This window comes from Curtobacterium sp. MCBA15_005 (genome assembly GCF_001864855.1).
Classification (GTDB): Bacteria; Actinomycetota; Actinomycetes; order Actinomycetales; family Microbacteriaceae; genus Curtobacterium; species Curtobacterium flaccumfaciens.
Window position 1 is genome coordinate 133,746 of the sequence record NZ_MJGL01000017.1, and the last position, 22,607, is coordinate 156,352.

A 22,607-nucleotide genomic window follows, 5' to 3' on the forward strand; every position below is an offset into this window, starting at 1 on the left:
GAACCGGCGGCCGGACGGCCGCCGGTTCGTCGTCGGATCCGCGTCCCGGGGTGCGGAATCCTGAGCGGTTCGATAGGTTCATGGTGCTGAGTAGATCTCAGCACGGGGGCGTCGCAGTGGATGCACCCTGTCCACTGATCGGATGGATCTCCACACCGTGCTTCGTTCTCGCATCACCGCGGCCGCCGTCGGCGCCACCGTGCTCGGCGTCTCCGCCGCCCTCGTCCCGACGGTCTCGACCGCCCTCGTGACGAGCTCCACCGCTTCGGCCATCGTCACCTGGACCGACTCGGCCGACGACTTCACCGCCGCGCCGACCGGCACCTTCCCGCTGACCGACCAGTGGTACTGGGCGTCCGTGAACGATCTGGGCGGTGGCGGCTCGATCACCGACCACGCCACGCTCGACGAGGACGGCCTGTCCGTCTCCGAGGGCGAGGCCGTCGCGCTGGTCCGCGGGCTGAACACGCCGGTGGCCCCGGATGCCGTCCCCGCGCTCGCCGCCGGGATCAGCATGACCACGACCGGTGCGACGACCTTCGGCCTCGCGGTCCAGGCGGGCGACGACTCCACCGCACAGTCCGTGGTCTTCGCCACGGACGCGCCCGTCACCGACGGCGGCGGCACGGTCAGCGGTACCAGCAACTGGATCGACCCCACGACCGGCGACGTCGAGTCGACGGCCGAGCTCGCAGCCGACCTGCGGGACGCTGACGCCGAGGTCGTCGGCTACGTCGTCTACGTCGGCATCGACATCGCCGGCGGGATCACCCCGCCGCCGACCGGGCCGACCGAGACCCCCGCGCCGACCGACCAGCCCACCCCGGCCCCGACCGTGGACGGCGCTCCGGCACCGACCGGTCTGCCCGGCACCGAGCTGAAGAGCCTCGCCGCCCCGCTCGAGGTCACCGGCCAGGCCCTCGCCGCCGACGCCAGCGGCTCGATCTCCGCGCTCCGCGTCGACGACACCACGACCTACTTCACGCCGCAGCCCACCGCGGCCGCCGAGCTCCTCACCCCGACCGCGACCCTGACCGCGGCCACCACCACCGGTGTGCGCATCCAGGGCTCGGGCTTCGCTCCGGGCGAGACCGTCGGCGCCGGCGTCGGCACCGATGCCCAGGGCACCGAGATCCCCGGGGTCGCGTTCCGCGCCGACGCCGAGGGCAACGTCTCCGGCACGATCGTCCTGCCCGCCGACTTCGTGAACACCGCCGGCACCTACAGCGTCGGTCTCGTCGGTGCCTCGTCCGCACAGGCCGCACAGGCCGCGCTCACCGTCACCGCCGACCCGGCCGCTGCCGGTGACGCGGGCACGGCACCGGTCGCCGTACCGGTGCCCGGAACGGCGAACTTCACGGGCTGATCTTGCCGATCCTCCCGACCGAGCCACGGCGGCGTGCGACTGTGATCGCCGCCGCCGTGGCCGTCGTCTGTGCGGGGGCCGTCGCGTTCGTCGCGCTCGGCCCCCTGTCGGCCGCGCCCGCCCCGACCCCGAGCAGGTCCGTCGCGGCGCCGACGCCGACTCCCACGACGGCACCGGAGCCGACCCCGTCGGCAGCACCCGTCGACGCGGTCGACGCCCCGGCCAGCACCACCGTCGCCGCCGTCAGCGGCGCGTCCGTCCCGGTCAGCGCGAGCGCGGGCGGCACGGCGACACAGACCCTCGAGAACCCGCAGGCCTCCGGCGCCCCGCTCGTCTTCCGGGTCGTCGACCAGCAGGACGGCTGGGCGGAGGTGCAGCTCGCACAGCGCCCGAACGGCAGCACGGGCTGGGTACCGGCCAGCGCCGTCACCCTGTCCGAGGACCCGTACGCGATCGTCGTCACCCGCTCGACGAACACCCTCGACCTCTACGAGGCCGGCAAGGTCGTCGAGAGCTACCCCGTCGCCACCGGCACCGGCGGCACCCCGTCGCCGACCGGCCGGTTCGCGCTGACCGAGCTGCTCGCGCCGACGAACGAGGGCTACGGCCCGTACGCGTACGGCACGACCGCGTTCTCGGACGTGCTCAACTCCTTCGGCGGTGGCCCGGGCCAGATCGGGTTGCACGGCACGGAGGACACGTCGAGCATCGGCACCGCCGCCTCGCACGGCTGCATCCGCATGCACAACGCCGACATCACGGCCCTGGCGGAGCTCCTGCCGCTCGGCACGCCGTTCCAGGTGCGCTGACGTTCCGGGGGCGCTGACGTTCCAGGGGCGCTGACGCGGCCTGGAGGCACGGCGTGCGCCCGGCGGTGGGCGCCACCGTCTCAGGTGGTGACGTCCAGGGCGACGGCGACCAGCGCCTCCAGGACGGTGCGCACCACGGGCCGGACGGCACGGTCGGGGCGGACCAGTGCCTCGATGCGGCGTCCGGCACGGACGTCGGCGAGTTCCGCCAGGTGGAAGCGCCCGGCGGCCCGCGTGCCCGACGTGTACCGCGGGACGAGTGCGATGCCGTGCCCTGCCGCCACCAGGTTCTCGATGACCGGCAGGTGGATCGTGCGGAACGCGACGCTCGGCGGGGTGTCCGTCGCCGCGGCCATCGCGTGCAGCACCCGGTCGATCGGGTACCCCTCCGGCACGCCGATCCAGCGTTCCGCGACGACCTCGTCGATGCCCACGCGTGCGCGGCCGACCAGGGCGTGCCCGGGCGGCAGGGCGACGTCGAGCGGTTCGCGCAGGAGCGGCAGGGTGTCCACCGATCCCTGGTCGGCCGGTCGCACGCCGTCCGACCGGTGCCCGACGACCACGTCGTGGTCGGCGGCGAGCGGTGCGAACTCCCCCTCGCTGACGTCGACGTCGACCAGGGTCAGCGCGATGCCGGGGTGCGCCTGCATCCGGGTGAGCACGCCGGGCAACAGCAGTTCGGCGGCGGACGGGAAGATCGCCAGGGACACCAGTCCGGTCGTGCCGCCGAGGTGTTCCTGCCAGGCGGCGTCCACCCGGGCGATGGCGGTCGCGACCCCGGATGCCAGGCCGGCCAGGACCTGGCCGTGCGGGGTCAGACGCACGCCGCGCCCGACGCGTTCGACCAGCGGGACCCCGACCTGCCGCTGCAGCGTCTGCAGCTGCTGGGAGACGGCGCTCGGTGTGCGGTGGGTGGCCTCGGCGACGGCCGTGACGCTGCCACGCTCGGCGAGCTCGCGGAGGACCGCCAGCAGCTGCACGTCGAAGTCGACCATGCAGGGACCCTACATCGTGCTTCGCGAAGGATTCGATGGACCTACAACGTACTGGCCGGGACGATGAGGAGCATGACCGCTCGTGACCGTCTCTTCGCCGTCGTGGTGGCCGTGGTCTGGGGACTGAACTTCCCCGCGACGGCGCTCGCGCTCGAGCACTTCCCGCCGTTCCTGCTCGCGGCTCTGCGGTTCACGATCCTGGCGGTCCCGACGCTGCTGTTCGTGCCGCGGCCGAAGATCCCGTTCGGGCGACTGCTGCTCGTCGGGTTCGGGCTCGGCGTGCTGCAGTTCTCGTTCCTGTACCTGAGCATGGCGTCGGGGATGCCGTCCGGGCTCGCCTCGCTCGTCCTGCAGGCCTCGGCGCCGTTCACGGTCGTGCTCGCCGGGGTGTTCCTGCGCGAACGACTCACCGGCCGTCAGGTCATCGGCGTGACGATCGCGGTCGCAGCCCTCGGTCTGATCGCCCTGCACCGGTCACAGACGGCGGCCCTGCTGCCGGTGGTGCTGGCGCTGTGCGGCGCCCTCGGGTGGGCGATCGGCAACGTCGCGACCCGGCGAGCAGGAGCCGCGAACCCGCTGCACCTGACGCTCTGGTGGTCGGTCGTGCCGCCGATCCCGATGGCAGTGCTGTCGCTCGTGGTCGAGGGACCGGACCGCATCGGGGCCGCACTCGGCACCGCGTTCACGCCGGCGGCGCTGCCGGCCGACCTCGGCCTGCTCTACATCGTGGTCGTCGCGACCCTGGTGGGCTACGGCATCTGGTCGCGACTGCTGGCGACCTACCCCTCGAGCACGGTCGCGCCGTTCTCGATGCTCGTGCCGGTGGTCGGGGTGCTCGCGTCGTGGGCGGCCTTCGGCGAGGTGCCCGACCTGGTCGAGGTGCTCGCCGGCGCGGTCGTCGTGGCCGCCGTGCTGTGGTCGTCGCGTCCGGCGCGGGACCGCGGGCAGCGACCGGGCCGGAACCCGGCGCCGGATCCGGCCCCGACACCAGCTCCGGTCGACGGGGTCCCGGTGCCGGTGCTCAGCCCCGGTGCTGGCGGCGCTCCGCGATGATCCCGGCGAGCGCCCCACGCAGGTGCGGGTACCGGAACTCGTAGCCCGCCTCGGTCAACCGGGTCGGCACCACCCACCGGCTCTTCAGTACGAGTTCGGTCTCGGTGCGGATCGCGAACGACCCGAGTTCGAGCATCCACCGCCAGGTCGGCACCCCGAACCGGCGTCCGACGGCGTCGCGGATGGTCGCCATCACGGTGCGGTTGTCGGACGGGTTCGGGCTCGAGAGGTTCACCGGCCCCTCGATCTCCGGGTGGTCGCGGAGGAACCGGATCGACCCGAGGACATCGGCGATGTGCACCCAGCTGAAGCGCTGCCGACCGTGCGTGGGCCGGTGGTGGTGGTACGTGCCGGCGCGGAGCCGGGAGCGCGTCGGCACCCACGGCCCGTCGTACTGCGGCCCGCCGAGGCCCGCCTGCGCGAGCCGGAGGAGCGGCAGCAGGGCGCTGCCGTCGCCGAACACGATCGCCATCCGGAGCGCCACACGACGGGTGCCGGGCAGGTCGGCGCCGAAGAAGGCGTCCTCCCACGCGCGGGCCACGGAGACCGAGAACCCCTCGCCGATCTCGCCGGTGGTCTCGTCCTGCGGGCGGTCGTCGGCGTGCCGGTAGATCGTCGCGGTCGAAGCGTTCATCCACAGCGGCGTCGGGTGCTCCGACGTTCGGATGGCCTCGGCGAGCTCGAGCGTGGTGTCCACCCGTGAGCGCATGATCTCGGCACGGTTGCGTCGGCCGTAGCGGCAGTTGACGCTCTTGCCCGCCATGTTCACGACCATGGCGGCACCGTCGACGAGTTCCCGGATGCGCAGGGTGTTGCCCCACACCGCGTCGCCGGTCCGGCCGATGGTGACGACCCGGTAGCCCTCTGCCGCGAAGGCGTCCCGCAGGTACCGCCCCACGAAGCCGCTCGCTCCCGCGATCACGACGCGGCCCTTCTCGTCGCTCATCTCATCCCCGTTCTGTGTCCGGCGCGATCTCGTACCGGAACGCCCCCTCGTACCGGTACAGCGTGCCGACCACCGGCGCGGTGAGCACCAGGGACACGCGCTGCAGGTCGGCTTCGTCATCGAATCGTTCCGTGAGCGTCACACGCGGGCTCAGGGCGGCCGGGAGGCGCAGATCGCGTCCCAGCGCACGGAACGTCACGCGCGTGGAGACCAGGCGCAGGGCGCCCGCGTCCGGACCGGTGTCGTCGACCTGCGCCCGCAGACGCGCGCTGACGCGCCCGCGGCAACCGAGGTGGTCGACCAGGCCGTCGGGTTCGGCGGTGATGGCGTCCACCATCGTGCGGGCGCCTGAGCGGAACCGGAAGGTGCGGTGCGCGCGGACGGCGGGGCGGGCCTCCAGGCCGGTGCCGGATCCACGACGAACGCGAGCCGGGCGGTTCTCGACGGTGAAGGGCACGTCCCGTTCCCACACCGGGAACATGACGGCGTCGCGCGCGAACCACGCGAGGACCGGCCAGACCCACCGGCGCGGGGTGCCGACCACGGTGAAGACGCCCTCGCCGCGACCGACGTGTCCGGGCGGGACGGCAGCGAAGTAGGTCCGGAGCCGGGGGTGCAGCCGGGCCAGCACCTCGGGTGGTGTGGACAGCTCGTAGGGCGACCGGCTCACGCTGACGATCCTGGCATGTCGTCAGTGCGGATCCCTACGATGTCGCACATGGGACACGACCACGGGCACGGCGTCGGGCACGCCTCGGAGCGCGCCCTGCTCATCGCGTTCTGCATCTCGGCGGGCATCCTGCTCGCCGAGGTCGTGGGTGCCGTGGTCACGGGTTCGCTCGCACTGCTCGTCGACGCCGGTCACATGGTCGTCGACACCGGCGGACTCGGCATCGGACTCGTCGCGACGCGGCTCGCCCGCCGGTCGCCGACCGCACAGCGCACCTGGGGCTTCCAGCGGGCCGAGGTCCTCGGGGCCACCGCGCAGGCCGCGATCCTGCTCGCCGTCGGCGTCTACGTGATCATCTCGGCGGTCCAGCGGCTCGTCGTGCCGGAGGAGATCCACTCCGGGCCGCTGCTCGTCTTCGGCATCGTCGGACTCGTCGGCAACCTGGTGGCCTACGCGGTGCTGCTCCGGGCCTCGGGTGAGGGCTTCACCTCGCGTGCCGCCCGGCTCGAGGTCCTCAACGACACCCTCGGGTCGGTGGCCGTCATCATCGCCGCGGTCGTGCTCATGCTGACCGGATGGGAGCGGGCGGACTCCGTCGCCGCGATCCTGATCGGCCTGCTCATCCTGCCGCGGGCGATCCGGCTGCTGCGCGAGACCGCGAACGTGCTGCTCGAGTCGACGCCGCCGGGGCTCGACCTCGACGACGTGCGGGGCCACATCCTCGAGCTCGACCACGTCATCGCCGTGCACGACCTGCACGCGACGCTCGTGGCGACCGGGGTGCCGAACCTGACCGCGCACGTGGTCGTCGACGACCACTGCTTCTCGACGGCGCACGCCCCGGCGATCCTCGACGAGCTGCAGCGGTGCGTGGCGGAGCACTTCGACGTGCCGGTGGAGCACTCGACGTTCCAGTTGGAGCCGGCGTCGCACCGGCGGCACGAGTACGAGGTGCACGCGTAGGTCGCGCGCTCGGCGTGTGGGCGTGTGGGCGTTTGGGCGTCTCGGCGTGTGGGCGTGTGGGCGTTTGGGCGTCTGGACGCTGCGGCGGTGGGGGACGACGCGGAACGACGAGGTCGACGTCGTACGACGACGACCTCGTCGCCTCGTGCAGACGCGGACTGTTGCGTGGCGGTGGTTGCGACAGCGTCGATGTCGTACGACGACGGCGGTGTCGTTCGACGTCAGTGGGCAGCGTGGTCTGTCGCAGAACGGGTGGACAGCGAGGGCGTCAGCAGTCGTCGGTGCGGGTGGGGTACGCCGTGATCACCCGGTCGGTGGTGGCCGAGACGATCACCTTGACGAAGGGCTCGTCGTCGGGGCGCGAACCGTCGTCGAACCGGACGGGTGCGGCGTAGCAGACCTTGCCGTCGCCGGCGTCGAGCGGGAACCCGGGGCGCGGGTCCTCGAGGGCCGTCTGCACCGCGGTGAGCATGGCGTCGTCCCAGTCGCGCGAGCCGTGCCCGGCGACGACGTCCTGCCAGTCGGCGGTGTGCCGCACCCGGATGTGCTCGTAACCCTGGGCAGCGGTGCCGCACTGCAGGGTGACGCGGCCCAGGGCCTCGGTCTCGTACTGCGCGACGGCCGCCTGGGTCGTCGTGTCGCACCGGCCGAGCGCCGTGCTGCCGGGCAGGTCAGGGCCGGTGCGGGTGATCGTGACGGTGCCGTCGCCGGCGGCGGTCGGCGCATCGACCGGGGTCTGTGAGGCCGAGCCGGCGCCGATGGTCGGGTCGTCCGCACCCTGCCGTGCCGTCAGGAACAGCCCGCCGGCGAGGAGACCGGCGGCGACCACGGCCGCGATCCCCGTGATCACGGGACGGTTGCGGTTCCGGGGCACGCACCCAGTATGCCGGGAGTGCGTCCGCACGACGGAACCGGGTTCCGGACACGGCACCGCGCGATCGCGTGGTCCGGTGTCCGGAACCCGGTTCCGGGAGGCGACGGGCGGACGCCAGGCCCGTGGCGCGTCAGGCGCGCGCGGCCAGCCGGGTGCCGGCGACGACGGCCAGGACGGCGACGAGCACGACGTACCCGATCAGGACGGGGAGCGTCGGGATCACCAGCAGCGCCGCCCCGACGGCCACGACCGGCACGGTGAGTCCGGCGTAGGCGATGAGGAACGTGGCGGCGAGCACGCCGCCCCGACGCTCCGGCCCGACCAGTGCTGCGGCGCTGCCGATCGCGGCGCGGAACAGCAGGCCGACCCCGGCGCCCGCGACGACCCCGCCGCCGATGAACCCGGCGACCTGCAGCAGGACCGCGGCGACGGCGAGGACGACCAGCCCGACGACCAGCAGCACCATGCCGAGCCGGATCTGCGCACGCTGCGACAGCCGGGCGAAGACGATCTGCGAGAGCGCGCTCGCGGCGAAGACCCCGAAGGTCGTGGCCCCGGCGGCCAGGCGGTCGGTGACGTGGAAGGTGGTGCCGAGGAAGCTCGGCGCGACCGACGTGAAGAGGCCCTGCACGGCGAGTGCCGCGAACGCTGCTGCACCGGCTGCCCAGAACGCAGCTCCCTGGCCCTCGGGAGCCTGCATGCGCTGCGGGCGGTAGGCCACGGGCTGCTCGGGGCGGCCGACCGTCTCCGGTGCGGCCAGCACCAGCACGAACGCGATGGCCAGCGCGATCACGAACACCACGTACGGGACCATGAGCGGCTGCCCGACGAACTCGGCGAGCGCTCCACCGACCAGGGCGCCGAGCGACAGCCCACCGAGGTTCACCGCCCCGGCGGCGACGCTCGCCCCCTTCGCGGAGTCGCTCGACCCGGTCGCACGGACCCGGAGCTCACCGAGGTGCGCCGTCGCGGTCGCCGTCAGCGTCCCGACACCGAGGCCGGTCACGAGCCGGGCGACGATGAGGCCGGTGACGTCGTTCCAGAGCAGGAACAGCACCGCGGCGACGAGCTCGAGCGCGATCGACACGAGGATGAGCGGGCGCCGCCCGTGCACGTCGCTCAGGTGTCCCGCCAGGTACAGCGACCCGACCACCCCGACCCCGTACGCCGCGAAGATCACGGTCGTGGTGAAGGTCGGGAACCCGTCGCGGGCCTGGTAGATGACGTAGAGGGGCGCGGGGACGGTCGCGAAGGCCATCACCGCGAGGAACGCGAAGGCGACGACCCAGAAGCCGAAACCGTGGCGCCGACGGGTGTGGACACGGCGTCCGCGCGGGGCGACGACACGGTCGCTCGCGGATGCGGGAGCGGCGGTGGTGGCGGGGACGGTGCCCGTCGGGCTGTCGGTGACGGTTGACATGCTCCGATGATCGCGCTCGGGGTGCATCGAGTCCAACGGATGCGCTTGATGTGCGCGATCGATCTGTTCGATACTCGGACGATGGAGACCCGACTGCTCGAACAGTTCGTCACCGTCGCCGCCGAGGGCAGTGTCACCCGCGCGGCCGAACGACTCTGGGCGGCGCAGTCCACGGTGTCCGCGGGCATCGCCTCGCTCGAGCGCAGCTTCGGGGTGCGGCTCTTCGACCGCACCGGCGGACAGCTCGTCCTGACGCCGGCCGGCGAGGACCTGCTCCCCCACGCCCGCGCGGTGCTCGAGTCCCTCGACCGGATGCGCGACCTGGCCACCGCCGACGACGCCGACCTGCGGGGCCGGGTGCGGCTCGGCATCTTCACGAGCATGGACATCGTCGACCTGACAGGCGTGCTGCAGCGGTTCCGACGGCAGCACCCGCTCGTCGCGGTGGAGCTCATGACCTCGCCGTCTGGGACGACCGGGCTCGTGCAGGACCTGGTCGCCGGGCGGCTCGACATCGCCTACACGGGCCTGCCCACCGTGCCCGCCGGCGTCGTCGTGGAGCCGTTGCGGGAGATGCCGTTCCGGGTGTTCACCGCGTCGGACCACCCGCTCGCCGGCCGGTCGTCGGTGTCGCTCGCCGAACTCGCCGATGAACCCTTCGTCGACACGGCGCACGGGTTCGGCAACCGGATCATCCTCGACGGGGCACTCGAGCGGCTCGGCATCCGGCGGCGCATCGTCGCGGAGATGAACGACATGCCCGCCGTGATCCGGTTCGCCTCGGCCGGGCTCGGCGTCGGGGTCGTGCCGGACTCGGGGGTGCGGTACGACGGTGCGGTGCTCGACCTGGAGGACGAGGTCGACCCGCTCCGCATCGGTCTGGCGGTCCGGACGTCCCCGGAACCGAGCCGTGCGGTCCGGACGCTGGCGCGCGACATCGTGGCGGCGCGGGTGGGGTGACGCGGCGCGTGGTCGGTGTGCTCCGTGAGCAGGAACGGTCGCGTCACGGTGCGCGAGGCGACCGTTCCTGCTCACGATCTGACCACCGACGGACTGGAGGCACGGGTCGGGTCCGCCCCGTGCCTCCGGGCCGTCAGTCCCCCCAGATCTCCCCGATGACGGCGTTCAGCAGACCGTTCGTCGGGAAGCCGATTTGGTCGACGACGACGTAGCTGTCGCCGCGGACGTACAGGGTGTACGCCTTGGCGGCGCCGTCGTCGAGGGTCGCTCGGAGCTGGCACAGCGTGCCGTCCGGTCGCTCCGTGCAGGTGCCGCCAGCCTCGTCGCCGAACGAGTCGATCTGGTACTGGACGTGCTCGGCGCTCGCGGTGTGGATCGAGACGGACAGGAACGAGCTGTCCGCATCCGGCTTCTGCCACACGCAGCTGATCGACGCCGAGACGACGTCCACGGTGTCGGGGTCTTGGGTGTCCTTCTCGGTCACCGACGCATCTCCGAACAACCGCGAGTACTCCGACGCGGGCACGATCGAGCGGCAGCTCGTGGGGATCGTGGCGACGGTGTTGCGCGGGGTCGGGGTGGGCTTCGGGGTCGGGGCGCCCGTGATCGGGGCGGAGCTCGGCGTGGTCGCGGACGGCGACGGCTCGGGCTGCTGGGTCTGGGTGGGAGCGACGACCGGGTCGGCGTTCTGCTGCGACAGGGTCAGGGCCACGGCACCGGTCGCGGTGCCGAGTGCCAGCAGGGCGACGACGCCGACCACGACGCCCGAGCGACCACGACGTCGCTTCGGGCGGGGCGTGGCGCGTTCGAGGACGTTCTGCTTCATCGAGACGAGCATGCGCTGCAGCTCGTCTCCCTGGGGAGGTTCAGTGTTCATCGTGCATCACCGCCTTCTTGAGTCGACGTCGGTTGCGGGAGACCCGCTGGGTGACCGCGCCGACCGTGAGCCCGAGGAGCTCAGCGGCTTCGGCGTAGGAGTACCCCTCGAGGAGGCAGAGCTCGCAGATGCGGCGGTCGAGGTCGGGGAGCGCGGCGATCTCGGCACGGACCCAGCGCAGGGTCTCGCGTGCCTCGTCGTGGTCGGCGGGCGAGGCGAGGTGCTCGGGGAGTTCGTCCGCGCGACGACGGGCCTGCTTGCGGCCGGTGTTGAAGGCGTGGTTGCGGCAGACGACGAGCAGCCACGGCAGCACGGTGTCCGCCGGCAGCTCGAGGGTCGCCGCCCGCTGCCAGAGCGTGAGGAACGCGTCCTGCACGATCTCCTCGACGTCGGAGCGGTTGTCCACGAGTGCCCAGGCGTAGCGGGTGAGGGTGGCGGCGTACCGGTCGAACGCTCGTGCGAGCGCTCCGGTGTCCCCCTGTGCCATCGCACGGACGAGTCCTTCGTCCGTGTCGGTGCCGGTCGTCACGTCCACATCCCACCTCCTTCACCCAGAGGTGTCGGCAGGACCCGCGATCCTGACAGGACCGTTCCTGATTCGTGACCTCGGGCGTGTCCGGCGTCAGGACACGGTCGCCGCTGGGTCAGCCGTCAGCCGTCAGCCGTCAGTGGAAGTCGTCGCCGTCGCCCTCGCCCGGCGTCTTGTGTCCGCCGAGCATGTCGTTGTCGTCCTGCTCGCTCGACGAGGCGAGCTGCAGCATCGCGAGCACGACGACGACCACGATGAACGCGACGCCGAGGAAGATCACGGCCAGCTGCAGTTCCCGCGTCGAGAACAGCACGACGAGCCCGGTGAACACCGCGACGATCGCGGAGATCCCGAGGAGCTCGACCGGGCGCAGACGGTCACGACGGCTGGGGGTGGTCATGCGTGTGGTGCTCCGTCCGGGGCAACGGCCGGCGTGGCCGTGCCCCACTTGTGCGAGAGGCCGGCGATCACGTGGAAGACGGCCGTGATGGCGAGGTACGCGCCGAGCAGGCCGACGAGCACGATCGAGGCGTCGAGGGTGCCGGTGACCTGCTCCACGCCACCGAGCTGCTGGGAGTAGTCGGGCGGCGTGACGAGGAAGGCGACCGCGAGCAGCAGCGTGAGGCCGCCGATCGTGGTCCAGTCGCGAGCGAAGGGTGAGCGACGCCGGGCACGGAGCCCCTGCGACAGCTCGAGGGCCCCGGTCAGCACCGCGAACGCGACGATGACCGTGATGAAGGCCGGCAGCCCGAACCCGTTGCACGCGAACGCGGCGACCGCGGCGAGCAGGGTGATGACGGCCTGCAGCAGGGTCGTGCGACGCGAACGGCCATCGAGGGGCAGTCGGGAGATCCCGGCGAACAGGAGCACGAGGCCCTCGACCAGGGCGAAGCCGCCGAACAGCACGAGACCGTAGCCCGCGGCGTGGTTGGTCGAGAAGGTGATGACCATCGCGACGACCGCTGCGGGGACCGCCCGGAGGATCGGGATCGGCCAGTACCGCGCGCGCTGGGTCGCGTCTTCCACGGTGGTGGCGTCGTCCACGGTGTCGGACACGAGACCTCTTTCGGGCATGCGGATCGTGGATCCGATCCTACCGCCGGTGGGGTGAACGCCCGACCGGCGGCGTCTCCACCCCCTGTGGACGTGCACACCCGTGCGCCGGGACGGCACCGCGTCCGGTGCCGTCCCGGCGGCGTTCAGGGCTGCTGCGGGTCGTCGGTCGGCGCGTTCCGGCGGGCACGACGTCGGGCGAGCCACCAGCACACGGACCCGACGGCGGCGGCCAGGGCGGCGAGCGCGGCGGCGAGGCCGACCCCTTCGGCACCGGTGTAAGCGAGAGCTCCCACGGGCGCAGTGGCGCCGTGGTCAGCTGCCGGCGCACCCGCACGCCCGTGGTCAGCACCCGTCCCGGGGCCGTCGCCGTCGCTGGGGCCGCCACCACCGGAACCGCCGGCACCCGATCCGTCCCCGTCGTCCGGCGCAGGACCGGTCGTCGGCGCAGGGCTCGGCGCCGGTCCGTCGTCGTCCGGGTCGACGACGATCGCCACACCGGTGGACGGGTCGCCCCCGTCCGGGTCGGTCGGCGAGGTCGCGGTCGCCACGTTCACCACGTCGGATCCGTCCCCCCGGTAGCCCGGATCGAGCACGGCGCGGATCCGGAAGGCCCGGGTCTCCCCCACGTCGAGCGAGGCGTCGGATCGGCACGTCACGCGCTGCCCCTCGGCGGTGCACCCGTCGTCCGAACCGGCGAAGCGCATGGCCTCGGGCAGCTCGTCGACGGCCCCGACGTGCTCCGCGACCGCCGGACCCCGGTTCCGTGCGGTCACGAGGTACTCGACCTCGTCTCCGGGTGCGACGGTCGACGGTGACACCGACTTGTCCGTCTCCACGTGCGCGACGGCCGCCGGTGCCGTCGCGGTCGTGCTCGCCCGCGAGATGTTGTCCGTCTCGTTCGTGTCGGACAACGACGCAGGCGTGGCGATCGTCGCGACGCTCTCCAGGCTCCCCTCGGTGCCCGTGGCGACCCGCCCCTCGATCGTCACCACGGCCGAACCGTCGCGGGGCAGGGACAGGTCGGTCGCCACGTCACCGCTCCCCGTCGCGGTCGCGCAGGCGGAGCCCGCCGCCGCGGTGCACGTCCAGGTGACGTCCTCGATGCCGTCCGGCACGTCGACGTGCAACGGGCTCGGATCGGCGGCGTTCGGACCGGGGTTCCGAGCCGTGACGTCGTAGCGGACGGGGTCGCCGGCCGTGACGGTCGCGGGCAGGTCGTGCTCGACCGACAGGTCCGCCGGCTTCCACACCTGCAGCGCGTCGACCTCGTGCTTGTCGACGTGGCTGCCGGTGGCCGCGGCGAACCCGAGGCGGAGCGTGCTCGGCAGCGGGGCCTGTCCGTCGCCGTGCAGCGGCACCGAGTCCAGTACCGTCCGCAGGGCCTCGCCGGCCTGGATCCGGACCGTCACGGCGAGGCCGCCGTCGGCCTCGGGCAGCAGGGTGACGCGGACCTTCCGCGGTGTGGCTCCGTCGGTCACCGTGCCGCCGGGGGCCGCGACGCCGGCGACGTACCGGTAGCCCTCGGTCCCGTCGCCCGAGCCGCGGACGACGACGTGGTCGGCCTGGGCACCGGGACCGGAGTCGTTGATGCGCGACGAGAAGTTGCCGTAGTGGTCGATCGCGACGGCGGCGAACCCACCGGGGACCCCGGGCAGGTCGCACGGGCGTCCCCCGCCCTCGGTCACGGTGCTGCGGCAGGCGTACCCGAGGCCGGCACCGTACGACCCGACACCCTGTGGTGCGGCCCCGTCGGCCAGGTACAGCAGCAGGCCGTCGGCCCCGGGGTCGTCCTTCGCGGTGTACATGGCGTAGGTGAACTCGATCTCGAGCCCGGTGTCGGAGGGGAACGTGTCGTTCGTCGACCAGGCCCCGGCCTGGTTCCGGACGTCGTCGGTGAGTCGCAGGCGACCGTCGGACACCGCGGCGTCACCCTGCAGGGTGCCGCCGGACGCACCGGAGAACTCGTTGACGTAGGGGAAGTCGAGCGCAGCGGCGCTCGACCCGGACGGGAGCACGGCGGGCGCCGCGAGCACGCCGAGCGCGGTCAGCGCGGCGCCGACCGCAGCGAGGCGGCGGACAACCCGCGGCCGGAGTGGTCGTGGACCGGATGCTGGAGCAGTGGGATCTGTCATGCCCCGATGCTCGCGATCGGGAGGTCACCCCCGGGCGGCGGCGAGACGATCTGTGGAACGCCGCCACGGGCCTCCGGGCTGTGGAGGAAGAACCTGTCCGCTCAGGCCAACCACACCGTCGTCTCGCCGGGCAGCACACCGGGCGAGACCTCGTCGAGCGGCCCCGACGCGACGACCACGGTGCCGGCCGGCAACGGCACCGGCTGCGTGCCGAAGTTCGTGAACGACCGCCAGCCGTCGTGCCGGGCGAACGCCACGACCTCGGAGCCGGACTCCAGCCACGTCAGCGCCTCCCCCTGCTGCAGCCGACGTCGTGCGGCCAGCGCCCGGCGGTACAGCGACAGGGTCGACCCGGGATCGCCGTCCTCGGCCTCGACCGAGGACTCCCCGAAGTCCTGCGGCTGCGGCAGGTGGGGTGCGACGTCCCCGAAGCCGAACGACGGCCCGGAGCGCGTCCACGGGATCGGCACGCGGCAGCCGTCCCGGCCCTTCACGGTGTGCTCGGTGCGGAGCCACTTCGGGTCCTGCAGCAGGTCGCGCGGGATCGCGGCGGCCTCGTGCAGCCCGAGCTCCTCGCCCTGGTAGACGTACGACGACCCCGGCAGCGCCAGCATCAGCAGCGTCGCCGCGCGTGCCCGGCGGAGCCCCCGTGCACGGTCGAGCTCCGGCGTCGTGCCGTCCGTCATGAGCCAGGCGTCGGTGTCGGTGCCGTCCGGCAGGCCGTACCGGGTGGGGTGCCGCACGACGTCGTGGTTCGACAGCACCCAGGTGCTCGAGGCACCCGAGTGCTCCGAGGCGGCCAGGTTCCGCTCGATGATCCGACGGAACGCCTCGGGCTCGAACGGGGCCTCGAGCAGGTCGAAGTTGAAGGCCTGCCCGAGCTCCGTCGGCCGCGCGTACAGGACGCGGCGGGGTGCAGGGGCCCAGGCCTCGGCGACCGCGGCACGGGGCGGCTCGTACTCGTCGAGCACCCGACGCCAGGTGGCGAAGATCTCGTGCACCTCGTCGCGGTCGTACAGCGGGTCGGAGCCGTCGAGCGGCAGGTCCTGCTCGTTCGAGGGCCGGTACGGGGTCGACAGGTCCTTCGCCAGACCGTGCGCGACGTCCACGCGGAACCCGTCGACACCGCGGTCGGACCAGAAGCGCAGCGTGTCCTCGAAGTCGGCGCGGACCTCGGGGTTCGACCAGTCCAGGTCCGGCTGCTCGGGGGCGAACAGGTGCAGGTACCACTGCCCGTCCGGAACCCGGGTCCACGCGCTGCCGCCGAAGTTCGACACCCAGTCGCTCGGCGGCAGTTCCCCGGAGTCGCCGGACCCCTCGCGGAACACGTACCGCGCACGCTCGGCCGACCCCGGCGAGGACGCGAGTGCGGCCCGGAACCACTCGTGCTGGTCCGAGGTGTGGTTCGGCACGATGTCGACGATGACCTTGAGGTCGTGTTCGTGGGCGGCCCGGACCAGGGCGTCGAGGTCGTCGAGGGACCCGAGCTTCGGGTCGACGGCACGGTAGTCGGCGACGTCGTACCCCCCGTCGGCGAGCGGCGACGGGAAGAACGGGGAGAGCCACAGCGCGTCGACACCGAGGGACGCCAGGTACGGCACCCGGCTGGTGATGCCCGCGACGTCACCGAGCCCGTCGCCGTCGGTGTCGGCGAAGCTGCGTGGGTAGACCTGGTAGACGACGGCATCGCGCCACCAGGTCGGGTCGGTGGTTCGTGGCGTGCTGGCCGGGGTCCGAAGCGTGGTCACGTCGCCACCGTACCCAGGGGGCTGGGAATAGCGCCCCGTACGATCGCATTGGTTGTCGCTGACACCTTTCCGTCCAGCAACAGCATCCCGCAACAGAAGGAGCTCCATGACGAACGTCCTCGTCCTCGTCGGCAGCCTGCGCGCCGACTCCATCAACCGCAAGCTCGCCGAGGCCGCCGCGCACCACGCGCCGGAGGGCATCGAGCTGCACACCTTCGACGGCATCGTCGACCTGCCGTTCTACAACGAGGACATCGACGGCGACACCCCGCCCGCCGCTGCCGTCGCCTTCCGCGACGCCGTCGCCACCGCGGACGCCGTCCTGCTGATCACCCCCGAGTACAACGGCACCATCCCCGCCGTCCTGAAGAACGCGCTCGACTGGGGTTCGCGTCCGTTCGGCGCCTCGCCGCTGTCCGGCAAGCCCCTCGCCGTGATCGGCTCGGCGTTCGGCCAGTACGGCGGCGTCTGGGCGCACGACGACGCCCGCAAGGCCGCCGGCATCGCCGGCGCGAAGGTCCTGGAGGACGTCAAGGTCGCCATCCCGCAGTCGGTCGTCCGTTTCGCGGAGACCCACCCGCGTGAGGACGCCGAGGTCACGACGCTCGTGCAGGGCGCGCTCACCGCGCTCGCCGAGGCCGCAGCCGGCACGGACGAGCAGGCAGCCGCGTAACGCGACGAACCATCGGACACCAGGCCCGTGGCGACCCCGCCACGGGCCTCCTGTCCGTCCGGTGCGGACGCACCGGTCGGAGCGGAACCCGGGAGTCCGCTAGACGACCGAGATACGAGACGGGTTACCCTGAACGCCATGTCGACGCAGGAGATCACCGAGGCGTCCGGGTACTGGTTCCCGGACGACGACGCGACTCAACGCGGGGTCGCGGTGCTCAACGCCCTGCGCCGGTACCGATCCGCTGAGACGGCCATGCGCCGCCGGACCCGCGACTCGATGGGCATGGGCGAGACCGACCTGCTCGCCGTGCGCTTCCTGCTGCAGGCGCAGCGCTCCGGCACCGCCGTGAGCCCGAAGGACCTCGCCGCGTACCTCAAGATCTCGTCGGCCTCGACGACGATCCTCATCGACCGCCTGGTCAAGTCGAACCACGTCCGCCGCGACCCGCACCCCACCGACCGACGGGCGCTTGTCATCACGCCGACGACCGAGACCGACGACGAGGTCCGCGCCACGCTCGGCGTGATGCACCGCCGGATGATGTCGATCGCCGAGGGACTCCCCGCGTCCGAGGCGCGGATCGTCGCCGGCTTCCTGGAGCAGATGCGCGAAGCCGTCGACCAGGTGGACCCCGCGCCGTCGCACTGAGCGGCACCGCGCCGGACGCCCCGGGGGACGTTGCCTCCGAGCGCACTGAGAGCGTGCACTGCGGCACCGCGTAGACCGGAACGGTCACACCGACGCGAAAGGAGCCACAACCATGCACGCTTCGGACAAGATGGCCAAGAACCTCCAGGCGGTCCTCGTGGACCTCATCGACCTGCACCTGCAGGGCAAGCAGGCCCACTGGAACATCCTCGGCACCAACTTCCGCGACCTCCACCTGCAGCTCGACGAGATCGTCGACGCGGCTCGTGAGTTCGCCGACGACACCGCCGAGCGCATGCGCGCGCTGTACCTCGTGCCGGACGGCCGCTCGGCGACCGTCTCCGCGGGCAGCCACCTCGACGCGTTCCCCTCGGGCGAGATCACCACGCACGACGCCATCGACCAGGTCACGCTCCGGCTGTACCAGGCGACCGGCACCATGCGCGACGTCCACGACGAGGTCGACGAGGAAGACCCGACGACCGCGGACCTGCTCCACGGCTTCATCGAGCGCCTCGAGCAGCTCGCGTGGATGGTCTCCGCCGAGAACCGCGCGCCCAGCACCCCGCTGGCCTCCGCCACCACGCCCGCCGTCGCCGACGCGTCGGCGCACGCGTAGGGGCCCGGGTGGACCTCGGTATCCAGGGCAAGACCGCACTCGTCTTCGGCGGCGACTCCGGCATCGGCTGGAACACGGCGCGCATCCTCCTGGCAGAGGGTGCGACCGTGGTCGTCACCGACATCGACCAGAGCCGTCTGGACACCAGTGCGGACCAGCTCGAGGCACCGCTCGGCAAGCTGCACGCCTTCGCCGCCGACGTCCGGAGCGCCGAGAGCCTCGCCGCCCTGCACGACAAGGTGCGCGAGGCAGTCGGCGAGATCGACATCCTGGTGCAGTCCTCGGGCGTCACCGGCGCCCAGGGCATGTTCCACGAGATCGACGAGGCCGGATGGGCGGAGACGATCGACATCGACCTGATGGGGCCGGTGCGGATCACCCGTGAGTTCATCGGCGACCTGCGCCAGGGCGGCTGGGGACGCATCGTCTACCTGGTGTCCGAGGACGCCTCGCAGCCGTACGACGACGAACTGCCCTACTGCGCCGCCAAGGCCGGGGTGCTCTCGTTCGCGAAGGGCCTGTCGCGCTCCTACGCCTCCGAGGGCCTGCTGGTGAACACGGTCTCCCCCGCGTTCATCCACACGCCGATGACCGACGCGATGATGGACAAGCGGGCCAAGCAGCGCGGGACCTCGTTCGACGAGGCCATCGGCAGCTTCCTCGAAGAAGAGCGGCCGTACATGGAGCTCAAGCGCCGCGGCGAGCCGGAAGAGGTCGCGAACGTCGTGGCCTTCCTGTGCTCCGACCTGGCCAGCTTCGTGAACGGCGCCAACTACCGGGTCGACTCCGGCTCGGTCGCCACGATCTGATCGTGGCGCCACAGCACCGCCAGGAGGCGTCATGACCGACTTCCGCTACCTCATCGTCGGCGGCGGGATGGTCGCCGACGCCGCTGCCCGCGGCATCCGCGAGCTCGACACCGACGGGTCGATCGGGATCCTCAGCGAGGACGTCGACCGGCCCTACGCACGGCCCGCGCTGTCGAAGAAGCTCTGGACCGACCCGCACTTCAGCTGGGACGACAAGGTCGACCTGCACACCGAGGAGACCGGGGCGCAGTTCGTCCTGGGCACCGCGGTGACCGCGATCGACCGTGCCGCGAAGACCGTCACGACGGCCGACGGCGCGACCCACGGCTACGACCGGCTCCTGCTCGCGACCGGAGGGAAGCCGCGCGGGTTGCCGGGGCTGTCCCCGTCGGCACGCGTGCTCGACTACCGCAGCGCGTCGGACTACCGCCGGCTGCGCGAACTCGCGGATGCCGGAGCACACGTCGCCGTCGTCGGCGGCGGGTACATCGGCCAGGAGATCACGGCGGGCATCGTGCAGAACGGTGCGCGCGTCACGCTGGTCGACCCGGACGAGGTCGTCGGCGGACGCATGTTCCCCGAGGACCTGGCACGGGCGTTCCAGCAGCGCTTCGTCGACCACGGTGTGGAGCTCCGCACCGGCCGCCGGGTGTCCGAGGGCACCGAGACGGCGGACGGCGTGCGGCTGACGCTCGACGACGGCTCCGTGGTCGAGGCCGACGCGGTCGTCGCCGGACTCGGCATCGAGCCCGCGACGCAGCTCGCCGCCGACGCCGGACTCACCGTGCGCGACGGCATCGTGGTGACCTCGACACTGCTCACCGACGACGACTCCGTGTTCGCCGCCGGTGACGTCGCCGAGTACCCGGACCGGATCCTCGGCACGCGCCGGGTGGAGCACGTCGACAACGCCCAGCAGCAGGGTCGGCAGGCCGGCCGCAACCTGGCCGACGCCGACGAGACCTACGACCACACGCCGATGTTCTACTCCGACGTCTTCGACATGGGGTACGAGGCGGTGGGGCAGGTCAGTTCGAAGCTCCGCACGGTCGAGGACTGGCAGGACCCCACCGTGACCGGCGTCGTCTACTACCTGGACGACGACGACACGGTCCGGGGCGTGCTGCTCTGGAACGTGTGGGACAAGACCGACGAGGCCCGCAAGGTCCTCGCCGAGGCGAACGCGCTGACGCCCGACATGCTGCCGGGCCGCATCACGCCCTGACCGCGCGCCCGTCGCGGTGATCGCGACGGCCTGGAGGCCCGGTGCCGGTCCGTCGGACCGGCACCGGGCCTCCAGGCGGTCGCCCGCAGATCGCGACGCGCGCTGGTGCGACGGTCCTCGGCGCCCCGACGGTGCTGGCTACTTCGACTCCGGCGCGACTTCGTCGACGACCGCCCGGCGATCGGCCGGGTCCACCGGCAGGTCGTCGCCGTCCGCCATCGCGACGGCGTGCGCCGACTTGGCCGCCTCGAGCGTCTCGTCGTCGTTCCGGGCCATCCCGAACAGCTCGATGAACCTCGACTTGACCAGCAACCAGGCGTCCCCCGGGCTGAGCCGGGCCAGGTCCGACGACGTTGAGTCGTCGTGCACCCGCTGCAGCGACGACACGCCCCGGTCGGGGATCCGGTGGTCGACGTGCGCCACCGCGAGCCGCGCGACCGCGTCGGCCTGTGCGTGCATGACCGAGTGCGCGCCGTCGACGACCTCGCGGAGGACCGCGTACGGGAACACCCGCGCCAGCCGGCGGACCCAGTCCCGCGGCACCATCGCGTCGTGCTCACCGCGGACGATCAGGGTGCGGGCCTGCACGTGGGCGGCGCGCTCCTCGATCGGGAACGCGATCATCCGTGGCAGGACCTTCCGGAACCAGTGCCACCCGCACAGCGCGTACGCCGTGATGCCGTGCCACCGGACCGCGGCGGGCTCGTGCAGCGTCGACCGCAGGAACCGGAACGCCGACTGCCGCACCGTGCGCGCCGACGAGTCGACCACCGGGCTGATGAGCACGAGGTCGGAGATCCCCGGACGGCGGGCGGCGACCTCGGTGACGACCTGCGTGCCCATCGAGTGCCCGACCAGCACCGGGTCCTGGAGCCCGAGGTCGTCGATGACCCGTTCGACCGCGTCGGCGTAGCGCTCGATCGAGACCTTCCCGCGGAACCGCGGGACGCCGGCGAACCCCGGCAGGTCGAGCGCGTGCACCGGACCGTTCTCGTTGAGGTGCGGGGCGAGCCGCTCGTAGTAGGTCGACGCGATGCCCAGGCCCGCGACGAGCACGAAGGCCCGCTCGCCTGGCTCACCGATCGAGCTCACGCGGACGTAGGTGCCGTCGACCGCGACCCGGTCCACCTGCACCGTGACGTCGGCGTCCTCGGCGTGGGCGAGCTCGCTGGCCGGGTCCGGCCGGGGTGCCTGGCGTTCGTCGTCCACGTGGGTCTCCTCCGGTCGGGCGGTCGCCCAGGATACCCGGCCGCCGTCCGCGCGGGCGGCGACGACGTGCTCAACCGCTGAAGGTGTTCGCGGGGAACCCGCGCACCGTCGTCGGCACCGCGAAGACCGCACCGGACCGCGGCGCCTGCTCCAGGTCCTGCTCGGTGAGGTTCTCGCGGGCCGTCCCGACGAAGAGCGTCGACATGTCCGGGCCGCCGAACGCCACCGAGGTCGGGTTGGCGACGGGGAGCTCCACCGTCTCCAGGTGCGAGCCGTCGGGCCCGTAGCGCTCGACGCGGGATCCGCCGTAGATCGCACTCCAGAAGCAGCCCTCGTCGTCGCGGACCAGGCCGTCGTGCGCCTGACCGACGATGAACGGCTCGAGTTCGCCGAGCTCGCCGTCCGGGCCGTACGACCCGCGGAAGACCGTCGAGGCGCTGGTGTCGGTGACGTACATCGTGCTGCCGTCCTCCGACCACTCCATGCCGTTCGTCACGCCGAAGCCGCCGCGGAGCACCCGGGTCGTGCCGTCGGCCTCGATCGAGTAGAGCGCCGCGTCGGGTTCGCCGGTCGTCACGTTCATGCTGCCGACCAGGAACCGGCCGAACGGGTCGCACTTGCCCTCGTTGAACCGGTTGCCCGAGGTGCTGTGGGTGACGCGGGCGATCTCGCGCTCCACGGCACCCTGCTCGTCCGTCACCACGACGGTGTCCCCGAGGGCCGCGACGAACCCGCCGGAGGCCCGGGGCTGGAAGCTCGCCAGCGGGGGCGGCAGCGGCACGCTCGACCGCACCGTGCCGTCGGCCTCGGCGGTGTTGAGCGTGCCGAGGGTGATGTCGGCCCACCGGAGCAGCTGTGCGGACGGGTCCCAGACGATGCTCTCGGCGAGAACCGCTCCGGCGTCGGCGAAGACGGTCGCGGGGCCGGTCGTGACGTTGGTGCTCATCGACCCCGTCTACCGCGGGGGCGGTCCGTGATCGCTCAGGCGTGGCGGCGCGGCTGCGCGGCTGCGGCTGCGGCTGC

Annotated in this window: 23 protein-coding genes; 10 read left to right on the forward strand and 13 right to left on the reverse strand. The window is 72.5% G+C overall.

All coding sequences use genetic code 11. The features are described 5' to 3' along the window. Positions 1-142: 142 nt before the first annotated feature. Positions 143-1,366, forward strand: a complete 1,224-nt coding sequence (locus BIU89_RS10085) for a hypothetical protein (RefSeq protein WP_071246262.1) — start codon at positions 143-145, stop codon at positions 1,364-1,366. A 2-nt stretch (positions 1,367-1,368) separates the two neighbouring features. After that, on the forward strand, positions 1,369-2,175 hold the full coding sequence (locus BIU89_RS10090; RefSeq protein ID WP_254791583.1) for a L,D-transpeptidase family protein: 807 nt from the start codon (positions 1,369-1,371) through the stop codon (positions 2,173-2,175). Between the two features lie 80 nt (positions 2,176-2,255). On the opposite strand, the gene BIU89_RS10095 is transcribed toward BIU89_RS10090, so the two are convergent. Next, complete coding sequence (locus BIU89_RS10095) at positions 2,256-3,170, reverse strand: LysR family transcriptional regulator (protein ID WP_071246267.1); 915 nt, start codon at positions 3,168-3,170, stop codon at positions 2,256-2,258. A 72-nt stretch (positions 3,171-3,242) separates the two neighbouring features. On the opposite strand from BIU89_RS10095, the gene BIU89_RS10100 reads away from it, so the two are divergent. After that, positions 3,243-4,223, forward strand: a complete 981-nt coding sequence (locus tag BIU89_RS10100) for an EamA family transporter (protein WP_071246270.1) — start codon at positions 3,243-3,245, stop codon at positions 4,221-4,223. On the opposite strand, the gene BIU89_RS10105 is transcribed toward BIU89_RS10100, so the two are convergent. Both BIU89_RS10105 and BIU89_RS10110 read right to left on the reverse strand, forming a co-directional pair. After that, positions 4,192-5,169 carry an epimerase gene (locus tag BIU89_RS10105; protein WP_027464973.1) on the reverse strand — a complete coding sequence of 326 codons (978 nt, stop codon included), beginning with the start codon at positions 5,167-5,169 and terminating at the stop codon, positions 4,192-4,194. The genes BIU89_RS10100 and BIU89_RS10105 overlap by 32 nt on opposite strands. A gap of 1 nt (position 5,170) precedes the next feature. Next, positions 5,171-5,839 carry a DUF4166 domain-containing protein gene (locus tag BIU89_RS10110; RefSeq protein ID WP_139178946.1) on the reverse strand — a complete coding sequence of 223 codons (669 nt, stop codon included), beginning with the start codon at positions 5,837-5,839 and terminating at the stop codon, positions 5,171-5,173. A gap of 48 nt (positions 5,840-5,887) precedes the next feature. Between BIU89_RS10110 and BIU89_RS10115 the strand changes: the two genes are divergently transcribed. After that, a complete protein-coding gene (locus tag BIU89_RS10115; RefSeq protein WP_083404300.1) occupies positions 5,888-6,802 on the forward strand; it encodes a cation diffusion facilitator family transporter in 915 nt (304 codons plus the stop codon). 268 nt (positions 6,803-7,070) lie between these two features. Here the strand turns inward: BIU89_RS10115 and BIU89_RS10120 are convergent, their stop codons facing one another. Both BIU89_RS10120 and BIU89_RS10125 read right to left on the reverse strand, forming a co-directional pair. Then, positions 7,071-7,676: a hypothetical protein gene (locus BIU89_RS10120; protein WP_139178950.1), complete on the reverse strand. Its 606-nt coding sequence runs from the start codon at positions 7,674-7,676 to the stop codon at positions 7,071-7,073. A 130-nt stretch (positions 7,677-7,806) separates the two neighbouring features. Beyond that, positions 7,807-9,096, reverse strand: coding sequence for an MFS transporter (locus tag BIU89_RS10125; protein WP_071246278.1), 1,290 nt, complete (start codon positions 9,094-9,096; stop codon positions 7,807-7,809). Between the two features lie 81 nt (positions 9,097-9,177). Between BIU89_RS10125 and BIU89_RS10130 the strand changes: the two genes are divergently transcribed. Next, positions 9,178-10,056 carry a LysR family transcriptional regulator gene (locus BIU89_RS10130; protein WP_071246280.1) on the forward strand — a complete coding sequence of 293 codons (879 nt, stop codon included), beginning with the start codon at positions 9,178-9,180 and terminating at the stop codon, positions 10,054-10,056. 133 nt (positions 10,057-10,189) lie between these two features. Here the strand turns inward: BIU89_RS10130 and BIU89_RS18515 are convergent, their stop codons facing one another. The 6 genes from BIU89_RS18515 to BIU89_RS10160 all read right to left on the reverse strand — a co-directional run bounded on the left by BIU89_RS18515 (position 10,190) and on the right by BIU89_RS10160 (position 16,398). Continuing rightward, on the reverse strand, positions 10,190-10,933 hold the full coding sequence (locus BIU89_RS18515; RefSeq protein ID WP_175475000.1) for a hypothetical protein: 744 nt from the start codon (positions 10,931-10,933) through the stop codon (positions 10,190-10,192). Continuing rightward, entirely contained in the window at positions 10,923-11,462 is a 540-nt protein-coding gene (locus BIU89_RS10140; protein ID WP_081827229.1) for an RNA polymerase sigma factor, read from the reverse strand. Before BIU89_RS10140 ends, BIU89_RS18515 begins: the two co-directional genes overlap by 11 nt. Before the next feature lie 136 nt (positions 11,463-11,598). After that, positions 11,599-11,862 (reverse strand): hypothetical protein, encoded by a 264-nt coding sequence (locus tag BIU89_RS10145; protein WP_027464979.1) that lies wholly within the window; start codon positions 11,860-11,862, stop codon positions 11,599-11,601. Beyond that, entirely contained in the window at positions 11,859-12,518 is a 660-nt protein-coding gene (locus BIU89_RS10150; RefSeq protein ID WP_051596596.1) for a DUF308 domain-containing protein, read from the reverse strand. Before BIU89_RS10150 ends, BIU89_RS10145 begins: the two co-directional genes overlap by 4 nt. A gap of 143 nt (positions 12,519-12,661) precedes the next feature. Further along, positions 12,662-14,650 (reverse strand): lectin-like domain-containing protein, encoded by a 1,989-nt coding sequence (locus BIU89_RS10155; protein WP_139178956.1) that lies wholly within the window; start codon positions 14,648-14,650, stop codon positions 12,662-12,664. A gap of 101 nt (positions 14,651-14,751) precedes the next feature. Continuing rightward, the gene (locus BIU89_RS10160) at positions 14,752-16,398 is read right to left on the reverse strand and encodes a glycoside hydrolase family 13 protein (protein ID WP_071246286.1); all 1,647 of its coding nucleotides are present in this window, start codon (positions 16,396-16,398) and stop codon (positions 14,752-14,754) included. A 106-nt stretch (positions 16,399-16,504) separates the two neighbouring features. On the opposite strand from BIU89_RS10160, the gene BIU89_RS10165 reads away from it, so the two are divergent. The 5 genes from BIU89_RS10165 to BIU89_RS10185 all read left to right on the forward strand — a co-directional run bounded on the left by BIU89_RS10165 (position 16,505) and on the right by BIU89_RS10185 (position 20,375). After that, positions 16,505-17,071: an NADPH-dependent FMN reductase gene (locus BIU89_RS10165; protein ID WP_027464982.1), complete on the forward strand. Its 567-nt coding sequence runs from the start codon at positions 16,505-16,507 to the stop codon at positions 17,069-17,071. Between the two features lie 138 nt (positions 17,072-17,209). Beyond that, positions 17,210-17,722: a MarR family winged helix-turn-helix transcriptional regulator gene (locus tag BIU89_RS10170; protein ID WP_027464983.1), complete on the forward strand. Its 513-nt coding sequence runs from the start codon at positions 17,210-17,212 to the stop codon at positions 17,720-17,722. A 112-nt stretch (positions 17,723-17,834) separates the two neighbouring features. Next, complete coding sequence (locus tag BIU89_RS10175) at positions 17,835-18,341, forward strand: Dps family protein (RefSeq protein WP_017886495.1); 507 nt, start codon at positions 17,835-17,837, stop codon at positions 18,339-18,341. A gap of 8 nt (positions 18,342-18,349) precedes the next feature. Then, positions 18,350-19,150, forward strand: a complete 801-nt coding sequence (locus BIU89_RS10180) for an SDR family NAD(P)-dependent oxidoreductase (RefSeq protein ID WP_071246288.1) — start codon at positions 18,350-18,352, stop codon at positions 19,148-19,150. Positions 19,151-19,181: 31 nt separating this feature from the next. Next, positions 19,182-20,375: an NAD(P)/FAD-dependent oxidoreductase gene (locus BIU89_RS10185; protein ID WP_071246290.1), complete on the forward strand. Its 1,194-nt coding sequence runs from the start codon at positions 19,182-19,184 to the stop codon at positions 20,373-20,375. Positions 20,376-20,513: 138 nt separating this feature from the next. Here BIU89_RS10185 and BIU89_RS10190 read toward each other — a convergent pair whose 3' ends face one another. After that, the gene (locus BIU89_RS10190; RefSeq protein ID WP_071246292.1) at positions 20,514-21,584 is read right to left on the reverse strand and encodes an alpha/beta fold hydrolase; all 1,071 of its coding nucleotides are present in this window, start codon (positions 21,582-21,584) and stop codon (positions 20,514-20,516) included. A 70-nt stretch (positions 21,585-21,654) separates the two neighbouring features. Beyond that, entirely contained in the window at positions 21,655-22,530 is an 876-nt protein-coding gene (locus BIU89_RS10195; protein ID WP_071246294.1) for an SMP-30/gluconolactonase/LRE family protein, read from the reverse strand. Positions 22,531-22,607: the final 77 nt, after the last annotated feature.